Source organism: Pseudoduganella sp. UC29_106 (assembly GCF_044055365.1).
Classification (GTDB): Bacteria; Pseudomonadota; Gammaproteobacteria; order Burkholderiales; family Burkholderiaceae_D; genus Rugamonas.
Map to the genome: position 1 here is coordinate 2,273,668 of NZ_CP171977.1, position 19,216 is coordinate 2,292,883.

A 19,216-nucleotide genomic window follows, 5' to 3' on the forward strand; every position below is an offset into this window, starting at 1 on the left:
TCTGGATGCGTTACAATCTGCACGCTCAAACCGTGCAGACCCGTAACCATCCATGTATTTGAAACGTTTCACCCTGGCCGCGCTGGCAGCCCTGGCGCTGGCCGGATGCCAGACAACTCCTGTCGCTCCCACCCAGCCTGCCGTCTCCGGCCAGCCTGGCGCATCGGCGCCGGCTCCCGGCACGCCTGGCCTGCCCAATGACGGCGCTGCGCCCGTGCAGCCGCCGGTCGTGCAGGCTCCGCCTCCCGTCCCGCAACGCAAAGTCCGGATCGGCCTTGCCCTGGGCGGCGGCGCCGCGCGCGGCTTCGCCCATATCGGCGTGATCAAGGCCCTGGAAGCGCAGGGCATCGTGCCGGACATCGTGGTCGGCACCAGCGCTGGCAGCGTGGTGGGCGCCCTTTACGCGGCCGGCAATAACGCCAGCACCCTGCAGAAGATGGCCTACGACATGGACGAATCGGCCATTTCCGACTGGGCGCTGCCCCTGTTCGGCAAATCCTCCGGCGTGCTGAAAGGCGAGGCCCTGCAAGCCTATGTGAACAAGGCGGTCAACCACCGCACCATCGAGAAGCTGAAGATTCCCTTCGGCGCCGTTGCTTTCCGACCTGAAGACGGGGCAGCCCATCCTGTTCCAGCGCGGGAATACCGGCATGGCCGTGCGCGCCAGTTCCGCCGTGCCGGGCGTGTTCCAGCCGGTGACGATCTCCGGCCATACCTACGTCGACGGTGGCCTGGTGGCGCCCGTGCCGGTGCGCTTTGCGCGTGAAATGGGCGCGGAGTTCATCATCGCCGTGAACATTTCGACCCAGGCCGAGGCCCAGGCCACGAATTCCTCGCTGGAAGTGATCATGCAAACCTTCTCCATCATGGGGCAGCGCATCAACCAGCTCGAGCTGCGCGATGCGGACATCGTGATCCAGCCGCCGCTGGGCAAGATGGGTTCCAGCGATTTCAATAACCGCGCGGTCGCCATGCAGGCCGGCGAGCGCGCCACCATGGCCGTGATGGCCCAACTCAAGCAAAAACTGAAGGCGCGCCGTGAGCAGCCTGCGGTGCAATAAGGAAGAATAGCAATGCAAACCAAGCCGTACCTGACCCTGGAAGACGTGAAAAAGATTGCCGCCGGCTGCGAAGCCGAAGCCAAGGCGAACAATTGGGCCGTGAGCTTCGCCATCTGCGACGATGGTGGCCACCTGCTGTGGTTCCAGCGCCTGGATGGCGCGGCGCCGATGTCTTCGCATATCGCCCCGTCGAAAGCGCGCACGTCTGCACTGGGCCGCCGCGAATCGCGCATCTATGAAGAAATCATCAACAACGGCCGTACTTCCTTCCTCAGCGCCCCTGGCGTGGAAGGCATGCTGGAAGGCGGTGTGAATATCGTCATCGACGGCCATACCGTGGGCGCTGTGGGCGTGTCCGGCGTGAAGTCGACCGAAGACGCGCAGATCGCCAAGGCCGGCATCGCCACCCTGGGCTGATCCGCCGCCCTTCGCTCGCCGCCGCCATGGACCTGCTGCTCGTCTCCGCCGCGCCCGCCGATGCCGAGGGCCTCTTCGCCTTCGAGCTGGCGAACCGGGCGTGGTTCGAGCACTGGGTCGTGCCGCGCTCACCGTCTTTCTATTCGCTGGCCGCCGTAACCGGGTCCCTGGTGCTGGCCCAGCGCGAGCGCGAGATGGACCTGTCGCACCAGTACCTGTTGAAACAGGATGGCGAAATTATCGGTCGCGTCAACCTCACTGGCGTCCAGCGCGTGGCCTTCAACAAGGCCACCCTGGGCTACCGCATCGGCCAGCAGCATGCAGGGAAGGGCGTCGCCTCGCGCGCCGTCGCCCTGATGCTGGAGGAAGCCTTCGGCAAGCTGGGATTCTGGCGCATTGAGGCCAATTCACGGCCCGAAAACGCCGCTTCCGTGCGCGTCCTGCAGCGCAACGGCTTCCTCGAATACGGCCGCGCCACCCGCAGCATGCAGCACAAGGGCGAATGGTTCGATCAGATTCTGTTCGAGCGCCACCGCGATACCTGAAACCACAAGCCTGAAACAGGTGGCTGCCACGCCGTGGCTGCCACCAGCCTTATGCCTTGGGTTGGGATTGTCGAACGGGCGAGAATGGGTTATAATTCAAAGGTTTAGCCAATTACTATTCGACCGTAGCGCCTACCCCTCATCCCATCATCATCTGACCCGCAAGCCCGGCGAATGCGCCCGGATTCGCTGTGGGTCGTCTGAGTGGCGCCGCTACGGTAACTTTACAGGAGTTGCCCTTGCCGCCATTTTTTTCTGGCCCAGCCGTTCCAGCCATTCTGGCCCTCGCTGACGGAACTATCTTCAAAGGATTTTCCATCGGTGCTGCCGGCCATACGACGGGCGAAGTCGTTTTCAACACGTCCATCACCGGCTATCAGGAAATCCTGACCGATCCGAGCTACAGCCGCCAGATCGTCACCCTGACCTATCCGCATATCGGTAACTACGGTGTCAATGTTGAAGACATCGAAGCGACCAAAGTCCACGCCGCAGGCCTGATCATCCGCGATCTGCCGCTGCTGGCATCGAATTTCCGTTCCCACCAGTCGCTGGCCGACTACCTGAAGGCCGAGAACATCGTCGCCATCGCCGGTATCGACACCCGCAAGCTGACCCGCATCCTGCGCGAAAAGGGCGCGCAGGCCGGCGCCATCCTCACGGGCACCCAGGGCAATGAGCCATCCGTCACGCAAGCGATTGAACTGGCGCGCAACTTCCCTGGCCTGAACGGTATGGACCTGGCCAAGGTCGTGACCACCCCCTCCATCTTCGAATGGAACGAAACCGAGTGGGAGCTGGGCAAAGGCTACGGCAAGGTGGAAGATCCCAAGTTCCACGTGGTCGCCTATGACTTCGGCGTGAAGCGCAACATCCTGCGCATGCTGGCCCAGCGCGGCTGCAAGGTCACCGTGGTGCCGGCGCAGACCAGCGCCGCCGACGTGCTGGCCCTGAACCCGGATGGCGTGTTCCTCTCCAACGGTCCCGGCGACCCTGAGCCATGCGATTACGCGATCGCGGCCACGAAAGAATTCCTGGCGAAGAAGGTCCCGACCTTCGGCATCTGCCTCGGCCACCAGATCATGGCGCTGGCTTCCGGCGCCAAGACGCTGAAGATGAAGTTCGGCCACCACGGCGCCAACCACCCGGTGCAGGACCTGGACAGCAAGAAGGTGATGATCACCTCGCAGAACCACGGTTTCGCCGTGGATGCGGATACGCTGCCGGCCAACTGCCGCGTGACCCACGTGTCGCTGTTCGACGGCTCGCTGCAAGGCTTCGCCCGTACCGACACGCCGGCCTTCTGCTTCCAGGGCCACCCTGAAGCATCGCCCGGCCCGACCGACGTCGCCTACCTGTTTGACCGCTTCATCACGATGATGGAAGCCGCGGAGAAGAAATAAAAATGCCAAAACGTACAGACATTAAAAGCATCCTGATTATTGGCGCCGGTCCGATCATCATCGGCCAGGCGTGCGAGTTCGACTACTCCGGCGCGCAAGCCTGCAAGGCACTGCGCGAAGAGGGCTACAAGGTCATCCTGGTGAACTCCAACCCGGCGACCATCATGACCGACCCGGAAATGGCGGACGTGACCTATATCGAGCCGATCACCTGGCAGGTCGTCGAGCGCATCATCGCCAAGGAAAAGCCGGACGCGATCCTGCCGACCATGGGCGGCCAGACCGCGCTGAACTGCGCGCTGGACCTGCACCGCAACGGCGTGCTGGACAAGTACAAGGTTGAACTGATCGGCGCCACTCCGGAAGCCATCGACAAGGCCGAAGACCGCGCCAAGTTCAAGGAAGCGATGACCAAGATCGGCCTCGGTTCGGCACGTTCCGGCGTGGCCCACTCGATGGAAGAATCGTGGGCCGTGCAGAAGGAAGTGGGCTTCCCGACCATCATCCGTCCGTCCTTCACCATGGGCGGCAGCGGCGGCGGCATCGCCTACAACGAAGAAGAATTCGAAGCGATCTGCAAGCGCGGCCTGGAAGCCTCGCCGACCAATGAGCTGCTGATCGAAGAGTCGCTGCTGGGCTGGAAAGAGTACGAGATGGAAGTGGTGCGCGACAAGGCGGACAACTGCATCATCGTGTGCTCGATCGAAAACCTGGACCCGATGGGCGTGCACACCGGCGACTCCATCACCGTCGCGCCGGCGCAGACGCTGACCGACAAGGAATACCAGATCATGCGCAACGCCTCGCTGGCCGTGCTGCGCGAGATCGGCGTGGACACCGGCGGCTCCAATGTGCAGTTCTCGATCAACCCGAAAGACGGCCGCATGATCGTCATCGAGATGAACCCGCGCGTGTCCCGTTCCTCGGCACTGGCATCGAAGGCCACCGGCTTCCCGATCGCCAAGGTGGCAGCGAAACTGGCCGTGGGCTTCACGCTGGATGAACTGCGCAACGAAATCACCGGCGGTGCAACCCCGGCCTCCTTCGAGCCTTCGATCGACTACGTCGTGACCAAGGTGCCGCGCTTCGCCTTCGAGAAATTCCCGGTTGCCGACGACCGCCTGACCACCCAGATGAAGTCCGTGGGTGAAGTGATGGCCATCGGCCGTACCTTCCAGGAATCCTTCCAGAAAGCCCTGCGTGGCCTGGAAGTGGGCGTGGATGGCCTGAACCAGAAAACCATCGATCGCGAAACGCTGGAAGTGGAACTGGGCGAGCCGGGTCCTGAGCGCATCTGGTACGTGGGCGACGCCTTCGCACAGGGCTTCACGCTGGAAGAAGTGCACAGCCTGACCAAGATCGACCCGTGGTTCCTGATCCAGATCAAGGAGATCGTGGACCTGGAACTGTGGATGGATACCCAGAAGCTGGAAAACATCGACAAGACCACGCTGTTCAAGCTGAAACAGAAGGGCTTCTCGGACCGCCGCCTGGCTTACCTGCTGCAGACCACCGACACCGAAATCCGCAAGAAGCGCCGTGAACTGGGCATCCGCCCGGTGTACAAGCGCGTCGATACCTGCGCGGCCGAATTCTCGACCAACACCGCGTACATGTACTCGACCTACGATGAAGAGTGCGAGTCCAATCCGACCGACAGGAAGAAGATCATGGTGCTGGGCGGTGGCCCGAACCGTATCGGCCAGGGTATCGAATTCGACTACTGCTGCGTGCACGCCGCGCTGGCCATGCGCGAAGACGGCTACGAGACCATCATGGTCAACTGCAACCCGGAGACCGTGTCGACCGACTACGACACCTCCGACCGCCTGTACTTCGAGCCGCTGACGCTGGAAGATGTGCTGGAAATCGTGGACCTGGAAAAGCCGGCCGGCGTGATCGTGCAGTACGGCGGCCAGACCCCGCTGAAGCTGGCGCTGGACCTGGAAGCCAACGGCGTGCCTATCGTCGGCACCTCGCCGGACATGATCGACGCCGCGGAAGACCGCGAGCGTTTCCAGAAGCTGCTGCAGGACCTGGAACTGCGCCAGCCGCCTAACCGCACCGCGCGCACCGAAGAAGAAGCGCTGAAGCTGGCGCAGGAAATCGGCTACCCGCTGGTGGTGCGTCCTTCCTACGTGCTGGGCGGCCGTGCGATGGAAATCGTGCACGAGCAGCGCGACCTGGAGCGCTATATGCGCGAAGCGGTGAAAGTGTCGAACGACTCGCCGGTGCTGCTGGACCGCTTCCTGAACGACGCCATCGAGTGCGACGTGGACTGCATCTCCGACGGCGACACCACCTTCATCGGCGGCGTGATGGAACACATCGAGCAGGCCGGCGTGCACTCGGGCGACTCCGCCTGCTCGCTGCCGCCGTATTCGCTGTCGCAGGAAACCATCGATGAACTGAAGCGCCAGACTTCGCTGATGGCCAAGGGCCTGAACGTGGTCGGCCTGATGAACGTGCAGTTCGCGATCCAGAAGCAGGACGGCAAGGATGTCGTCTACGTGCTGGAAGTGAACCCGCGCGCATCGCGTACCGTGCCTTACGTGTCGAAAGCGACCGGCCTGCAACTGGCCAAGATTGCGGCGCGTTGCATGGTGGGCCAGAAGCTGGCGGAGCAGGGCATCACGAAGGAAGTCGTGCCGCCTTACTACAGCGTGAAGGAAGCCGTGTTCCCGTTCGTGAAATTCCCGGGCGTGGACACCATCCTGGGCCCTGAAATGAAGTCGACCGGTGAAGTGATGGGCGTTGGCACCACCTTCGCGGAAGCCTTCGTGAAGTCCCAGCTGGGCGCGGGCGTGAAGCTGCCGAAGTCGGGCAAAGTCTTCCTGTCCGTGAAGGCGTCGGACAAGCCGCGCGCCGTGAAAGTGGCGAAGGACCTGGTGGACGCCGGCTTTACCCTGGTGGCGACCAAGGGTACGGCAGCCGTGATTTCGGCCGCCGGCATTCCGGTCACCCCGGTCAACAAGATGTCCGAAGGCCGTCCGCACATCGTCGACATGATCAAGAACCACGAAATCGCCCTGGTGATCAACACGGTGGAAGAGAAACGGACCGCCATCCACGATTCGCGTAATATCCGTACTTCGTCGCTGGCGGCACGTGTAACGACCTACACGACGATCGCGGGCGCCGAGGCGGCCGTGGCCGGTATCCGCCATCTGGACGAGTTGCGTGTGTACGATTTACAAGGGCTGCATAAGTCTTTAAACTAAGGTTATGAAGCAGTAAGCAGAACGCTGTAACAAACTAACCTCAGAGCCCGCGCTGAAGCATGGCGCGGGCTCTGTGCTTTTAGCAATTTCATAAGAGACGAATATGAACTCAGTTCCATTGACCAAGTACGGCGCCGAACTTCTGAAGGAAGAGCTGCATCAGCTGAAGACCAAGGAACGCCGCAATGTGATCGACGCGATCGCCGAGGCCCGTTCCCACGGCGACCTGTCCGAAAACGCTGAATACGATGCCGCCAAGGAGCGCCAGGCCTTCGTGGAAGGCCGCATCGCGGAACTGGAAGGCAAGCTGAGCTCGGCCCAGATCGTGGACCCGTCCACCCTGGATGCGGAAGGCCGCGTGGTGTTTGCGTCCACCGTGGACCTGGAAGACCTGGAGTCCGGCTCCAAGGTGAGCTACCAGATCGTGGGCGTGGATGAAGCCGACCTGAAAATGAGCAAGGTCTCCGTGACCTCGCCGATCGCGCGCGCTCTGATCGGCAAGTACGCCGGCGACGTGGTCGAAGTGCAGGCCCCGAGCGGTCCGCGCGAATACGAAATCCTGGAAGTGCGCTACGTTTGATGGCGCTCGCTAAAGTACGCCTGCTGGTGGCCGCCCTGTGGGCCGGCAGCCTGTGGGCGGTCGGCTACCTGGTGGCGCCGACGCTGTTCGCGACCCTGAGCGACCGTACGCTGGCCGGCTCGATTGCCGGCAGCATGTTCCATGTGGAGGCGATGGTGTCCCTGGGCTGCGGCGTGGCGATGGGCGTGCTGCTGTGGCTTGCCACGCCGGCCTGGACGCCGAAGCGCCGCCGCACGGCGCTGCTGTTGATCGTGGCAATGGTGATGTGCACCGTGGCCAGCCACTTCGGCCTGCAGCCGATGATGGCCGAACTGCGCGCCACCGGCCTGGTGGACGAGGCGGTAAAGAGCCGCTTCGGCATGCTGCACGGGATTTCGAGCAGCATCTATCTGGTGCAAAGCCTGCTGGCGGGCTGGCTGGTGTGGAAGCAGTAGAACCCACTGCAACCCCTGGTGGCGGGCACTAAAGTGCCAGCCACCTGCTTCCGGCCACGGACTACGAACAGGTGGCTGGCACCTTGGTGCCTGCCACCAGCCTTCGGGGTGGGTTTCAGGCGAGAGTCGACTTCTTGGTACTGGTCTGGCGCTTCTTGGCGCGTTTGATATTGCCGCCGCTGGTCACGCGCTCATTCCCCTTCAGCAGGACTTTCGAGACGCTCGGCTTGGAGCGGCCGCTGGGGCTTGGCTTGACGATGGTCACCATGCGCATGCCCTTGCCGGCCTTGCCGCTGGAGGTCTTCTCGGCTTCCTTCTTCGGGCGGTACAGCACGAGCAGCTTGCCGATGTGCTGCACAGGCGCCGCGTCCAGCTGGGCGCAAATGGTTTCATACATTTCGATGCGCGCTTCGCGGTCATCGCCGAAGACGCGGACCTTGATCAGGCCGTGGGCATCGAGACCGAGCTCGATCTCCTTCATGACGGCCGGGGTCAGGCCGGCTTCGCCGACCAGCACGATCGGTTTCAGGCCGTGAGCTTCGGCGCGCAGGGCGCTGCGCTCGACAGGTGTCAGGTTCAACATAATTTTCTTCTAGATTCTCTAGTGGTTCTCTTAAAGGCAGTATTCTACGCTAATGGCAAAGAACAAAATAAACAAAAACTGGTTACACGACCATATTAATGACCCCTATGTGCGCGCCGCCCAGAAGGATGGCTACCGTGCGCGCGCGGCCTACAAGCTGAAAGAGATCGACGAAGACGAGAAGCTGATCAAGCCGGGCCAGGTCATCGTGGACCTCGGCTGCACTCCTGGTTCCTGGGGCGAGCACCCGCCGCAAGCTGGCGGGCAAGGAGGGCGGCGGCATCCACGGCACCATAATCGGCCTGGACATCCTGCCGATGGAGCCGATCGCCGACATGCACTTCATCCAGGGCGACTTCCGCGAGCAGGAGATCCTGGACCAGCTGGCCGAAGTGCTGCAGGGCCGGAAAGCCGACCTTGTATTGTCGGACATGGCGCCCAATCTGTCGGGTATTTCGGTGGCCGATGCCGCGCGCATGGAAGATTTGATCGACCTGGCCATCGACTTTTCGCAGCATCACCTGAAACCGGGTGGGGCGCTATTGGTTAAATGTTTCAAGGATCTGGGATTCAGCCAGATCGTGGAAAAATTCAGGGCCGAATTCAAGACCGTCACTCAGAAAAAGCCGAAAGCCAGCCGGGATAAATCCTCCGAAATTTTCCTATTAGGGCGCGGCTTGAAGAATCCGGTCGAAAATTGACATTTTGCCCTTGTTTTTGCGAAAAAATGCCGCATATTCAGCCACAGAGCGTGGCGGTTTGCGCACCTTTGGGCTGGTTTGTAGCACGGCCTGCCCAATACGAGTAAAATGAACTACATGCTACAGGTAACTGGTGCGCCGTCGCATCCAAGGAGTTTTCGTGAATAACATGTTTTCTAAATCGGCTATTTGGGTCATCGTTGCCCTGCTGTTATTTATGCTGTTCAAGCAATTTGACAGCCACAGCATCGCGAGCGGCAGCAAACCAATTGCCTATTCCGACCTGCTGGATGAAATCAAAGCCAAGCGTGTTAAGGAAGTCCTGATCGAGGGTACCAGCATTACCGCGACCCGCAGCGACGATTCCAAAGTACGCACCACTTCCACCTTCCTGGACCGCGGCCTGATCGGCGACCTGCGCGACAACGGCGTGCGCTTCGATGTGAAGCCGCCCGAGGGAGCCGGGCTTCCTGCAGCAGGTGTTCGTGTCCTGGTTCCCGATGCTGCTCCTGATCGGTGTATGGGTCTTCTTCATGCGCCAGATGCAGGGCGGAGGGAAGGGCGGCGCGTTCAGCTTCGGCAAGTCGAAGGCGCGCATGCTCGATGAATCGAACAACACCGTGACCTTTGCCGACGTGGCAGGTTGCGATGAAGCCAAAGAGGAAGTGACCGAGATCGTCGACTTCCTGAAAGACCCGACCAAATTCCAGAAACTGGGCGGCCGCATCCCGCGCGGTGTGCTGATGGTAGGTCCTCCGGGTACCGGTAAGACCCTTCTGGCGCGCGCCATTGCCGGCGAGGCGAAAGTGCCGTTCTTCTCGATTTCCGGTTCGGACTTCGTTGAAATGTTCGTCGGCGTGGGTGCATCCCGCGTGCGCGACATGTTCGAAAACGCCAAGAAGCATTCGCCCTGCATCATCTTCATCGACGAGATCGACGCTGTGGGCCGTCACCGCGGCGCCGGCATGGGCGGCGGCAACGACGAACGCGAACAGACGCTGAACCAGCTGCTGGTGGAAATGGACGGCTTCGAAGCCTCGTCCGGCGTGATCGTGATTGCCGCGACCAACCGTGCGGACGTGCTGGACAAGGCGCTGCTGCGTCCGGGCCGTTTCGACCGCCAAGTGTCCGTGGGCCTGCCGGATATCCGCGGCCGCGAACAGATCCTGAACGTCCACATGCGCAAAGTGCCGATCGGCACCGACGTGAAGGCCGACATCCTGGCCCGCGGCACCCCGGGCTTCTCCGGCGCCGATCTGGCCAACCTGGTTAACGAAGCCGCGCTGTTTGCCGCCCGCCGCTCCAAGCGCCTGGTCGACATGCAGGACTTCGAAGACGCGAAAGACAAGATCTTCATGGGCCCGGAACGCAAGTCCATGGTGATCCGCGAAGAGGAACGCCGCAACACGGCGTACCACGAGTCCGGCCACGCCGTGGTGGCGAAGCTGCTGCCGAAGGCGGACCCGGTGCACAAGGTCACGATCATGCCGCGCGGCTGGGCCCTGGGCCTGACCTGGCAGCTGCCTGAGCACGACAATATTTCGGGCTACAAGGACAAGATGCTGGAAGAGATTTCCATCCTGTTCGGGGGCCGCATCGCGGAAGAGATCTTCGTGGGCCAGATGTCCACCGGCGCTTCCAATGACTTCTCGCGCGCCACCAAGCTGGCACGTTCGATGGTCACCAAGTTCGGCATGTCCGATGCGCTGGGCGTGATGGTGTACGAGGACACCCAGAACGAAGGCTTCCTGGGCGGTACCAACAAGACCATCTCGGAAGCGACCCAGCAGAAGGTGGACGCGGAAATCCGCTCCATCCTGGATAACCAGTACGCCCTGGCGCGCAAGCTGCTGGAAGAGAACCGCGACAAGGTTGAAATGATGACCAAGGCCCTGCTGGAATGGGAAACCATCGATGCGGACCAGATCAACGACATCATGGCCGGCCAGGAACCGCGTCCGCCGAAAGCCGGCGTGACCCTGCGCAAGCAGCCAAGCGGCGACGGCCCGGGCTCCAACCCGAATCCGAACGTCACCGCACCGGCCTGATCGCCGGCCAAGCAATACACAAGGGTGAGGAGCGATCCTCGCCCTTAATTTTTTTTAGAACCCACGGCATAAAGCAGGTGTCTGCCACGATGTGGCAGACACCAGGTTTCCGCCTCTGGTTTTGCACACATGCCAACCCTCAAATTCGGCCGCTTCAATTTCCCCGCCAGCCGCGCGCTGGTGATGGGCATCCTCAACGTCACCCCCGATTCCTTCAGCGACGGCGGCGAATTCGCCTCGCTGGACTATGCCATCAACCATGCCGAGCAGATGATCCGCGACGGCGTCGACATCATCGACGTGGGCGGCGAATCGAGCCGTCCCGGCGCTCCCGCCGTGCCGCTCGATGAAGAGCTGCGCCGCGTGCTGCCGGTGCTGTTCGCGCTGCGCGACTGCGGCAAGGCGATCTCGGTGGACACCTATAAACCGGAAGTCATGCGCGAAGCGATACTGGCCGGCGCCGACATGATCAACGATATAAACGGTTTCCGCGCGCCCGGAGCGATCGAGGCCGTGAAAGACAGCGATTGTGCGTTGTGCATAATGCACATGCTTAATGATCCTACAACAATGCAAGACAAGCCCGAGTACAATGACGTCGTGCAGGAGGTGACCGACTTCCTGCGCGAGCGCATTGCAGTGCTGACTGCCGCGGGTATTGACCGGGATCGCATCTGGATCGATCCGGGCTTTGGCTTTGGCAAGACCGTCGAGCATAATTACGCCTTGCTCAAGGCCGGACGCCGCATGGTGGCCGAGCTGGGGGGTGCCGCTGCTGGCGGGCCTGTCGCGCAAATCGATGATTGGCGCGGTGACGGGCAAGCCGGTCGAGCAGCGCCTGGCGGGCAGTATCGGCGGCGCACTGGCTGCCGTGGCCCATGGCGCGCAAATCGTCAGGGTGCACGATGTGGCCGAGACTGTGGACGCATTAAAAGTGTGGCAGGCAGCTCAATAACAAGGAAGAGACCAAGTATATGGCACGCAAATATTTTGGCACCGATGGTGTCCGCGGCCTGGTTGGCGAAGCGCCGATCACGCCTGATTTCGTCATGCGCCTCGGCTATGCCGCAGGCAAGGTGCTGGCCAAGACGGCCACGCCCGGCATGGCGCCCCCACCGTATTGATCGGCAAGGACACGCGCATCTCCGGCTATATGCTGGAAGCGGCTCTGGAGGCAGGCCTTGCGGCTGCCGGCGTGGACGTGATGCTGGCCGGCCCGATGCCAACCCCCGCCATTGCCTACCTGACGCGCGCGTTGCGCCTGCAGGCCGGCGTGGTGATCTCCGCTTCGCACAACCCCTTCCAGGACAATGGCATCAAGTTCTTCTCGGCCCAGGGCACCAAGCTGCCGGACGCGGTGGAGATGGACATTGAAGCCCTGATCGACCAGCCGATGGGCTGCGTGCCGTCCGAGAAGCTGGGCCGCGCCAAACGCCTGGAAGACGCGCAGGGCCGCTACATCGAATTCTGCAAGAGCACCTTCCCCAACGAGCAGGACTTGCGCGGCCTGAAGATCGTGGTCGATTGCGCCCACGGCGCCGCCTACAATATCGCGCCGCACGTGTTCCACGAACTGGGTGCGGAAGTGGTTGCGATCGGCAACAAGCCCGATGGCTTCAACATCAACGACGGCCATGGCGCGACTGCGCCGAAAGCGATGGCCGCGGCTGTCCTGCAGCACAATGCCGACCTGGGCATCGCCCTCGACGGCGACGCCGACCGCCTCATCATGTGCGACGCCAACGGCCGTCTCTACAACGGCGATGAGCTGCTGTACGTGATGGTGATGGACCGCGCCGCACGCGGCAATGTGCAGGGCGCTGTCGGTACGCTGATGACCAATATGGCGCTGGAAGTGGCCTTCAAGAAGATGGGCATCGGCTTCGCGCGCGCCAAGGTCGGCGACCGCTATGTGCTGGAAGTGCTGCAGGAAAAGGGCTGGATCCTCGGCGGCGAGGGCAGCGGCCACCTGCTGGCGCTGGACAAGCACACCACCGGCGACGGCATCATCTCGGCGCTGCAGGTGCTGTGCGCACTGAAGCGCTCGGGCAAGAAGCTGTCCGACATCGCGGGCGAGCTGCAGCTGTTCCCGCAAACGCTGATCAATGTGCGCGTACCGGCCGGCTTCGACTGGCAGAAGAACCCGGCCATGGTCGCGGAAAAAGAAAAGGTTGAGAAAGAGCTCGGCGATTCCGGCCGCGTGCTGATCCGCGCCTCCGGCACCGAACCGCTGATCCGCGTGATGGTCGAAGCGCGCGACGCCAACGCCGCAGAAAGTATGGCCCGCCGCATCGCCGCCAAAGTCGACACCCAGCTCGCCGCTTAGTCAACCTGGGCTTCGTCAAACCGCGTAGGGCGGATCATTGATCCGCCGTCTATGCGCCGACGTTGCCGTATTAACATTGACGCCCCTCGCCCCCGGGAGGTATCATGAAGTTAATCGGAGTGTAGCGCAGCCCGGTAGCGCACCTGCTTTGGGAGCAGGGGGTCCAAGGTTCGAATCCTTGTACTCCGACCACAAATCCTCAGCGGGTTGTCTCTTGACAACCCGCTTCTCTTTCTGAGAATCCCTTCCGCACTGCCCATAGCTCAGTTGGATAGAGCATCGGCCTTCTAAGCCGAGGGTCGCAGGTTCGATTCCTGCTGGGCAGGCCAATGAAATCAAGGACTTACCTCTAATCTCGACGTTGGATCCTTGGCTACTCAGGCCGAGAGTCATTGGGATAATGCTGTTAGACAGACCCAATGAAATCACTGGCTTACACAGAAATTTTGTGTCGGGCACTCTGGCAGAAGTTCTTTGCGTTGGCACTGCGTAGGCACTTTCCAGCAAACAGGCGGAAAGTCTGCAGGTTCGGACATCACCGGGCGCGCTCCAAAAGCGGCTCAGTCTTCGACGCAAATCATCAGGGAGTTCGCGGAAGGGCGCAACGGCCGGTTCCAAAACGAAGATGGTGTCCCCAGGAGTGGTGTACGAGAAGTGATTCTCAAGGGGCTGGGTCCCCGATCAGTTGATCACGGCAGAGAGCCGTGCGGACTGATTGTCGCTCAAGGACTGCAATCCTTCAAGCTGCATGTATCGGCGTTGCAGTGACCACTCGTCATTTTGCTCCAGCATCAAGGCGCCCACGAGCCGGATGATGGCGCGGTCATTGGGGAAGATGCCAATAACGTTAGTGCGGCGTTTGACCTCGGCGTTCAGGCGTTCCAACGGATTGGTGCTGTGAATCTGGGTTCGGTGCGCCTTGGGAAAGCTCATGAAGGATAGAACCTCATATTCGGCGTCATCCATCATGGCAGCCAGCTTGGAGAATTTGGCCCGCAGCTGGTCGGCCACTGTTCGCCACTGTCCGCTGGCTGCCTCGGCGCTTTCCTGCACAAAGATGGTATTGATCATGGCCAGTACGGCCTGGCGCTGGCCTTTACCAACATGCGCCAGGGCGTTACGGATAAAGTGCACACGGCAACGCTGCCAAGTTGTCTTCAACACCTTGCTGGTGGCCGCCTTCAGCCCTTCATGGGCACCCGAGATAACCAGCTTAACGCCACGCAGCCCTCGCCGCGTCAGGCCGCGCAGAAACTCGGTCCAGAAAGGCTCAGCCTCGGAAGGGCCGGTCGCCACGCCAAGGATTTCGCGCACGCCGTCAGTGTTGACGGCCACCGCGATTATCACGGCCACTGACACAACTCGGCCGGCCTGACGCGATTTAACGTAGGTGGCATCGATCCACAGGTAAGGCCAATCGCCTTCGATAGGCCGACCAAGGAAAGCTTGTACCCGCTCATCGATCTCTTCGCACAGCCGCGAGACCTGGCTCTTGGAGACGCCGGTCATGCCCATAGCCTTGACCAGTTCATCGACTGAGCGGGTGGAGATGCCCTGAATATAGGCCTCCTGAATCACCGCTGTTAGCGCCTTTTCGGCTGTGCGCCGTGGCTCCAGGAAGCCGGGGAAATAACTGCCGCTGCGCAGCTTGGGTATTTTGAGATCGACTTTGCCGGCCCGGGTTTCATAAGCGCGGTCGCGATAGCCGTTGCGGCTGTTGATGCGTTCATCACTGCGCTCGCCATAGGCGGCCTGGCAAAGCGCTTCCACGTCCATTTCCATGAGCCGCTGCAAGGCATGTTGCAAGGTCTGACGGATGAAATCTGCATCCGCCCCCTTTTCGGCGAGCTCGGATAGTGCGATAGTGGCGTTGGTCATTGTGTTTCCCTTAGGTTGAGTTAAGGTCTTCGCAAACCCAACATTACCTTAAGAATCACAATGGCCGCCCTCAAGCAGCCTTCCTAAACGCCGACTCCGGCGACCTCTTCATACACCACACCCTGGGGCACCATCTCCGTGCTAGCCCGCATGCTCGATTGGGCAATTGCGGTCGTACGACCCTTCATAGCCCAATTCCTTCTGATCAAGGTGTAGCTGCCGCAAATTTCGCCGCTGCTTTACGAGACTTGCTCGCCTCGGTCTTGAGCCAGCATGGTTCCGTCGGTAGAAAAACGGCGCGCCGATTAAGACGGGTGTATTGTTAGCAAATTGGACGCCTCGCGTCTCGACACCTCCAGCACCGATGACCGCGAAAAGCGATGTTTGAGGATTCAATCGGAGGGGGTATGAAAGTTCTAATTGTTGATGACGATCATTTACTGGCCGATAGGGTCGTTCGTGACCTGTATGAAGTGGGCATTGAGGCGGAGGCATTCTACTCAGGAGAGGAATGTATCGTCTCCGCTAGGCGTGACCGGCCTTCCCTGATACTGCTGGACATCAGCATGCCTGGAATTAGCGGCTTCGAGACCTTGCGCAGACTGCGCTATTTCCCAACCCTGGCGCGCACGAGGGTGGTGGCTATCTCTAGTCTGGCTGATGCGGCGTCCATGTTTACTATTGGCTCGGCAGGATTTGATGCCTGCGTCGCGAAGCCGATAGTGATGAGCGAAGTTCTGAATCAAGTTTATCACCAGCGAGGCGCCGACTCTAGACCTTAAGGTCGCGTAACCAGTCAGAAAGTAGAGCTTGCCCGGCGGGACCGACGTGCAGCCACAGGTTCGATTCCTGCTGGGCAGGCCATTAATTCTTCAGCCGCGTGAATGAACGATTGTGAAGCGCCGTTTCAGCCGCAAGAAGGGGGCTTCGACAGAGTGATACAGCACAGAGGCGAAGAACACCGATGCGGCAAATGCGATCAGTGCGCCGATGGCGTCCTGCCAGGTGCCGACACCTGCCGCTTTGGCGATGTGCGTTAACCAGGGTTTGCACTTGTCGTACACCAGCCAGAAAAAGAAAATATGGATCAAGTACAGGCCGTACGAGATGCGTCCAAGGTAGATCAGCGGCGCGGGCAGGAACCGTCGTGGGGTACCGAGCAGGGCAATTAACATCAATGCCGCACCGGCCAGCACTAGAGGCCAGCCCGCCAGACTCTGGCCTACGGTGGCTTGGGGATTATCGGCTTTGATGTCAAAAACGGTGTACGCGACCAGCCAGGCAGCGACGGCGACTGCAAACAGGCCAGCCCTGCCTGCGATATGCCACTCGGGCTGCCGGCCGCGCAAGACGAGCGCCAACAACATGCCGCCGGCGAAGAACTGGAATTGAACGAAGCTATTGGTCCACTGGCCGCTGAAATAAGAGGCGGTTGTGAAGCCCTGGGCATAGTAAATGACGACCACGTATGAGAGGGCAAGCACAGCAAGGTTGACCGCGATTAATGCGCGCCGCCCAAGCAAGGCAAGTGATCTTGCCCCGCTACTTCCGGACACTGCCTATCGCTTAGTTAGCGCCGATTTGAGCCCGGCGTATTAGCTCTTTCCGAAACATGCTTGGCGACTTGTAACCCAAGGACGAATGCGGATGGATCTCGTTGAAATGCTTGAACGCCGCCGGCATTTGCCGCAACACGATGTCGGCACTGCTGCGGTCCATTCGACTGACGTAATCGCGCTTGAACGTGTTCACGAAGCTCTCAGCCATGCCATTGGATTGCGGGCTGCATACCGGTGTGTGGACCGGCTTGATGCCCAAGTCCTTAACCAGTGCATGGGTCTCCTTGGCGCGAAAAGCGCCGCCATTATCGCTCAAGAATTCCAGCTCCACACCGGCGCCGACTTTTGCATTGCCGAAGCGGGCCTCCACGCCCTCGACCAACATGTCGCGCACTGGCTCGCCGGGCAGGCCGCGACTGGACCAAGCGCGCCACGAAATAATCTCGCGATCACAGCAGTCTTTCAGAAACACGCCGGTGACGACGTCGCCGTTGTCGCAGCCGATTTCAAAGCCATCCGAGCACCAGCGTCGGTTCGATGTCATCACGGCGACCACACCATCATGGACACGCGTGCTGGCCACTCGCTTAGGCGCCTTCGGCAGCAGCAAGCGATACGCCTTCATTACGCGATAGAAGCGCTTGTGGTTGAACGGCGCCAGGCCCACGGCCGAGCGCCGGCGATTAACCAAGGCGCCCGCACGCCGGTAGCCGTAGGTCGGCAACTCGCCGATCTCGGCGCGTACCGCATCCGCCAGCGCCAAGTCGGCAGCCCCTGCTCGAGCGCGCGCCGTACGGCCATCGGTCCAGCCGGCCGGTCGTGTCTTCAATTCGGAAATGTGCGAGCGCGCCACGCCCAATGCCTGGCAGACCGCCTTCACTGGTCGTCCGTCGGCAACAAGGGCGCGCGCGCAATCCACTTTTTTGACCGGGCAATGTCCACGGCTTCTTTGAGGATTTCCGCTTCCAACGTCTTTTTGCCGAGCATGCGCTGCAGCTGCGCGATCTCGGCGCGAGCGGCGGCCAATTCACTGGCAGGCACTACCGATTCTCCGGCCTGGACGGCGATCAGTGCCCCTTCGCGCTCAAGCTTGCGCCAGTTGAACAGCTGGCTTGCGCTGATACCATGCTTGCGCGCCACCAGCGACACGGTCATTCCTGGCTCATACGTTTCACGCACCAAGGATGCCTTTTCGGCCGCGCTCCAGCGTCGCCGGCGCTCCTCGCTGATGGTTACTACCTCTACGGTTTGCTTGTTCTTAGTCATATGCACAGTCTTACTCCTAGTCGTAAGGATAGCGCATAGACTGTGTCCGGCGATTCAGGGGGCTATCTCAGCAAGGAAGGGGATCAGGATATAGAATTGCTCCTCGACCGAGAGACTCCACATCGGATTGACAGGATATTCAATCCACCCATTGAATGTGATGTACCAGTTTCCGGCAAACAGCATGAAGAAGAGCCATTTTGTCAGGGAGTTCGCGCCGGCCCCCGGAAGAAAAATGCCGAGGAAGACCAGGCCGAAGAAGACGAGAAAATACAGGGGCCAGATCCGCAGGATTCTCCTGGCGTAGAAGGCACGGACGTTGATACCGCCGGTCATCCGCCGCTCCCGCTCCAGGAGCTCGGTGATCAGGAAGGCGCTCAGGAAGAAGAACACCGGAACGCCGAACACACCGATCTGAGAAATCGCGTCCAGCCATGGGTGCGCAGCCCGATCAATCGGCGCCAGGTCGTTGCGATGCGTTACAAAGACGAACATGAACGCGATGAAGCGCAGTACGTCCAATTCAGGCCGATAAAATCTTGCCGCTGTATTTTGAGAGGTCTGCAGGCCGCGTACGTGCTCGTCGCGGGCTCGGGACTGCCCTTCCGGTGCCAAAGTCGCTTCCAGGACCATCTCCTTGCTTGGTCAATGTATTTTAATATATTTAAATCATTGGCGATGATACCTGCACTGCGGCTGCAGTGGCGCGGTCCCCTATTATGGAAATCACCAAACTTGGAAACGATTATTGCGAAGCGCCGCGCGCGGGACGGGCGTTTTGTCGCGTCAGCGCCGCCCGCGCCATCCGCCGCGGCTGCCGCCACCGGTGCTACCGCCTCGGTAGCCGGCACCGCTGTGGTTGCGCCAGCCGCCCCAGCCGCGTCCGCCCCAGTATGAGCCACCGCGATAGCCGTGATCGTAGTAGCCGAAGCTGAGCGAAACGGGCGGCCAGACGTAGGCCGGGTAGCCGTACGCGTAGGAGCCGTAACCGTAGGGATAGTAATAAGTCGACGCCCCGGGCGCGCCATCGTAGTAGGTGCCGTCGTAGGTCGTCGCGTAAGGGGGAGCATAGACCGCGCAGCCGGAGAGGGCGCTGCCTGCCGCCAGCGCAAAAATCATGCGCTTGAACAAACTGCTTTTACGGGCGTCCATGACAGTATCCCCCGTGTAGTTATCCTCCTTGCATTTTAGGCT

13 protein-coding genes, 2 tRNA genes and 5 pseudogenes are annotated in these 19,216 nt (G+C 61.0%); 14 read left to right on the top strand and 6 right to left on the bottom strand.

Features of this window, described 5'->3' with window-relative positions:
• Window positions 1-52 precede the first annotated feature (52 nt).
• The 7 genes and pseudogenes from ACHMW6_RS11790 (at window position 53) to ACHMW6_RS11820 (ending at window position 7,661) form a co-directional block, all read left to right on the top strand.
• Window positions 53-1,061, top strand: a pseudogene (locus ACHMW6_RS11790) (patatin-like phospholipase family protein).
• A 12-nt stretch (window positions 1,062-1,073) separates the two neighbouring features.
• Window positions 1,074-1,478: a heme-binding protein gene (locus tag ACHMW6_RS11795; RefSeq protein WP_395407285.1), complete on the top strand. Its 405-nt coding sequence runs from the start codon at window positions 1,074-1,076 to the stop codon at window positions 1,476-1,478.
• 26 nt (window positions 1,479-1,504) lie between these two features.
• Complete coding sequence (locus tag ACHMW6_RS11800) at window positions 1,505-2,023, top strand: GNAT family N-acetyltransferase (RefSeq protein WP_395407286.1); 519 nt, start codon at window positions 1,505-1,507, stop codon at window positions 2,021-2,023.
• Between the two features lie 239 nt (window positions 2,024-2,262).
• Window positions 2,263-3,426, top strand: coding sequence for a glutamine-hydrolyzing carbamoyl-phosphate synthase small subunit (gene carA, locus ACHMW6_RS11805; protein ID WP_395407287.1), 1,164 nt, complete (start codon window positions 2,263-2,265; stop codon window positions 3,424-3,426).
• Between the two features lie 2 nt (window positions 3,427-3,428).
• Window positions 3,429-6,647 (top strand): carbamoyl-phosphate synthase large subunit, encoded by a 3,219-nt coding sequence (gene carB / locus ACHMW6_RS11810; protein ID WP_395407288.1) that lies wholly within the window; start codon window positions 3,429-3,431, stop codon window positions 6,645-6,647.
• A 103-nt stretch (window positions 6,648-6,750) separates the two neighbouring features.
• On the top strand, window positions 6,751-7,227 hold the full coding sequence (gene greA, locus ACHMW6_RS11815) for a transcription elongation factor GreA (protein ID WP_395407289.1): 477 nt from the start codon (window positions 6,751-6,753) through the stop codon (window positions 7,225-7,227).
• On the top strand, window positions 7,227-7,661 hold the full coding sequence (locus ACHMW6_RS11820; RefSeq protein ID WP_395407290.1) for a DUF4149 domain-containing protein: 435 nt from the start codon (window positions 7,227-7,229) through the stop codon (window positions 7,659-7,661). Before greA ends, ACHMW6_RS11820 begins: the two co-directional genes overlap by 1 nt.
• Window positions 7,662-7,776: 115 nt before the next feature.
• Here the strand turns inward: ACHMW6_RS11820 and yhbY are convergent, their stop codons facing one another.
• Window positions 7,777-8,244 carry a ribosome assembly RNA-binding protein YhbY gene (gene yhbY, locus ACHMW6_RS11825; protein ID WP_395407291.1) on the bottom strand — a complete coding sequence of 156 codons (468 nt, stop codon included), beginning with the start codon at window positions 8,242-8,244 and terminating at the stop codon, window positions 7,777-7,779.
• A 52-nt stretch (window positions 8,245-8,296) separates the two neighbouring features.
• Between yhbY and ACHMW6_RS11830 the strand changes: the two are divergent.
• From ACHMW6_RS11830 to ACHMW6_RS11855, 6 genes and pseudogenes are all read left to right on the top strand, one after another.
• Window positions 8,297-8,945: pseudogene (locus ACHMW6_RS11830) on the top strand (RlmE family RNA methyltransferase).
• A 160-nt stretch (window positions 8,946-9,105) separates the two neighbouring features.
• Window positions 9,106-10,993 (top strand): annotated as a pseudogene (ftsH, locus tag ACHMW6_RS11835) (ATP-dependent zinc metalloprotease FtsH).
• Window positions 10,994-11,122: 129 nt separating this feature from the next.
• A pseudogene (gene folP, locus ACHMW6_RS11840) lies at window positions 11,123-11,948 on the top strand (dihydropteroate synthase).
• Between the two features lie 19 nt (window positions 11,949-11,967).
• Window positions 11,968-13,319: pseudogene (gene glmM / locus ACHMW6_RS11845) on the top strand (phosphoglucosamine mutase).
• A 115-nt stretch (window positions 13,320-13,434) separates the two neighbouring features.
• Window positions 13,435-13,511 (top strand) — tRNA-Pro (locus ACHMW6_RS11850).
• A 60-nt stretch (window positions 13,512-13,571) separates the two neighbouring features.
• A tRNA-Arg gene (locus ACHMW6_RS11855) sits at window positions 13,572-13,648 on the top strand.
• A gap of 352 nt (window positions 13,649-14,000) precedes the next feature.
• Here the strand turns inward: ACHMW6_RS11855 and ACHMW6_RS11860 are convergent.
• Window positions 14,001-15,197, bottom strand: coding sequence for an IS256 family transposase (locus ACHMW6_RS11860; protein WP_395404401.1), 1,197 nt, complete (start codon window positions 15,195-15,197; stop codon window positions 14,001-14,003).
• Between the two features lie 407 nt (window positions 15,198-15,604).
• On the opposite strand from ACHMW6_RS11860, the gene ACHMW6_RS11865 reads away from it, so the two are divergent.
• The gene (locus ACHMW6_RS11865; RefSeq protein ID WP_395407292.1) at window positions 15,605-15,979 is read left to right on the top strand and encodes a response regulator; all 375 of its coding nucleotides are present in this window, start codon (window positions 15,605-15,607) and stop codon (window positions 15,977-15,979) included.
• A 90-nt stretch (window positions 15,980-16,069) separates the two neighbouring features.
• On the opposite strand, the gene ACHMW6_RS11870 is transcribed toward ACHMW6_RS11865, so the two are convergent.
• The 4 genes from ACHMW6_RS11870 to ACHMW6_RS11885 all read right to left on the bottom strand — a co-directional run bounded on the left by ACHMW6_RS11870 (window position 16,070) and on the right by ACHMW6_RS11885 (window position 19,174).
• On the bottom strand, window positions 16,070-16,720 hold the full coding sequence (locus ACHMW6_RS11870; protein WP_395407293.1) for an acyltransferase family protein: 651 nt from the start codon (window positions 16,718-16,720) through the stop codon (window positions 16,070-16,072).
• A gap of 43 nt (window positions 16,721-16,763) precedes the next feature.
• Window positions 16,764-18,022 (bottom strand): IS3 family transposase gene (locus ACHMW6_RS11875; protein ID WP_395407294.1). Its coding sequence is split into 2 segments (ribosomal slippage): window positions 16,764-17,683 and window positions 17,683-18,022, totalling 1,260 coding nucleotides; the frame shifts between segments, so codons are not numbered across the junction.
• A 54-nt stretch (window positions 18,023-18,076) separates the two neighbouring features.
• Window positions 18,077-18,655 carry an acyltransferase family protein gene (locus ACHMW6_RS11880; protein ID WP_395407295.1) on the bottom strand — a complete coding sequence of 193 codons (579 nt, stop codon included), beginning with the start codon at window positions 18,653-18,655 and terminating at the stop codon, window positions 18,077-18,079.
• Window positions 18,656-18,808: 153 nt separating this feature from the next.
• A complete protein-coding gene (locus ACHMW6_RS11885) occupies window positions 18,809-19,174 on the bottom strand; it encodes a hypothetical protein (protein WP_395407296.1) in 366 nt (121 codons plus the stop codon).
• Window positions 19,175-19,216 lie beyond the last annotated feature (42 nt).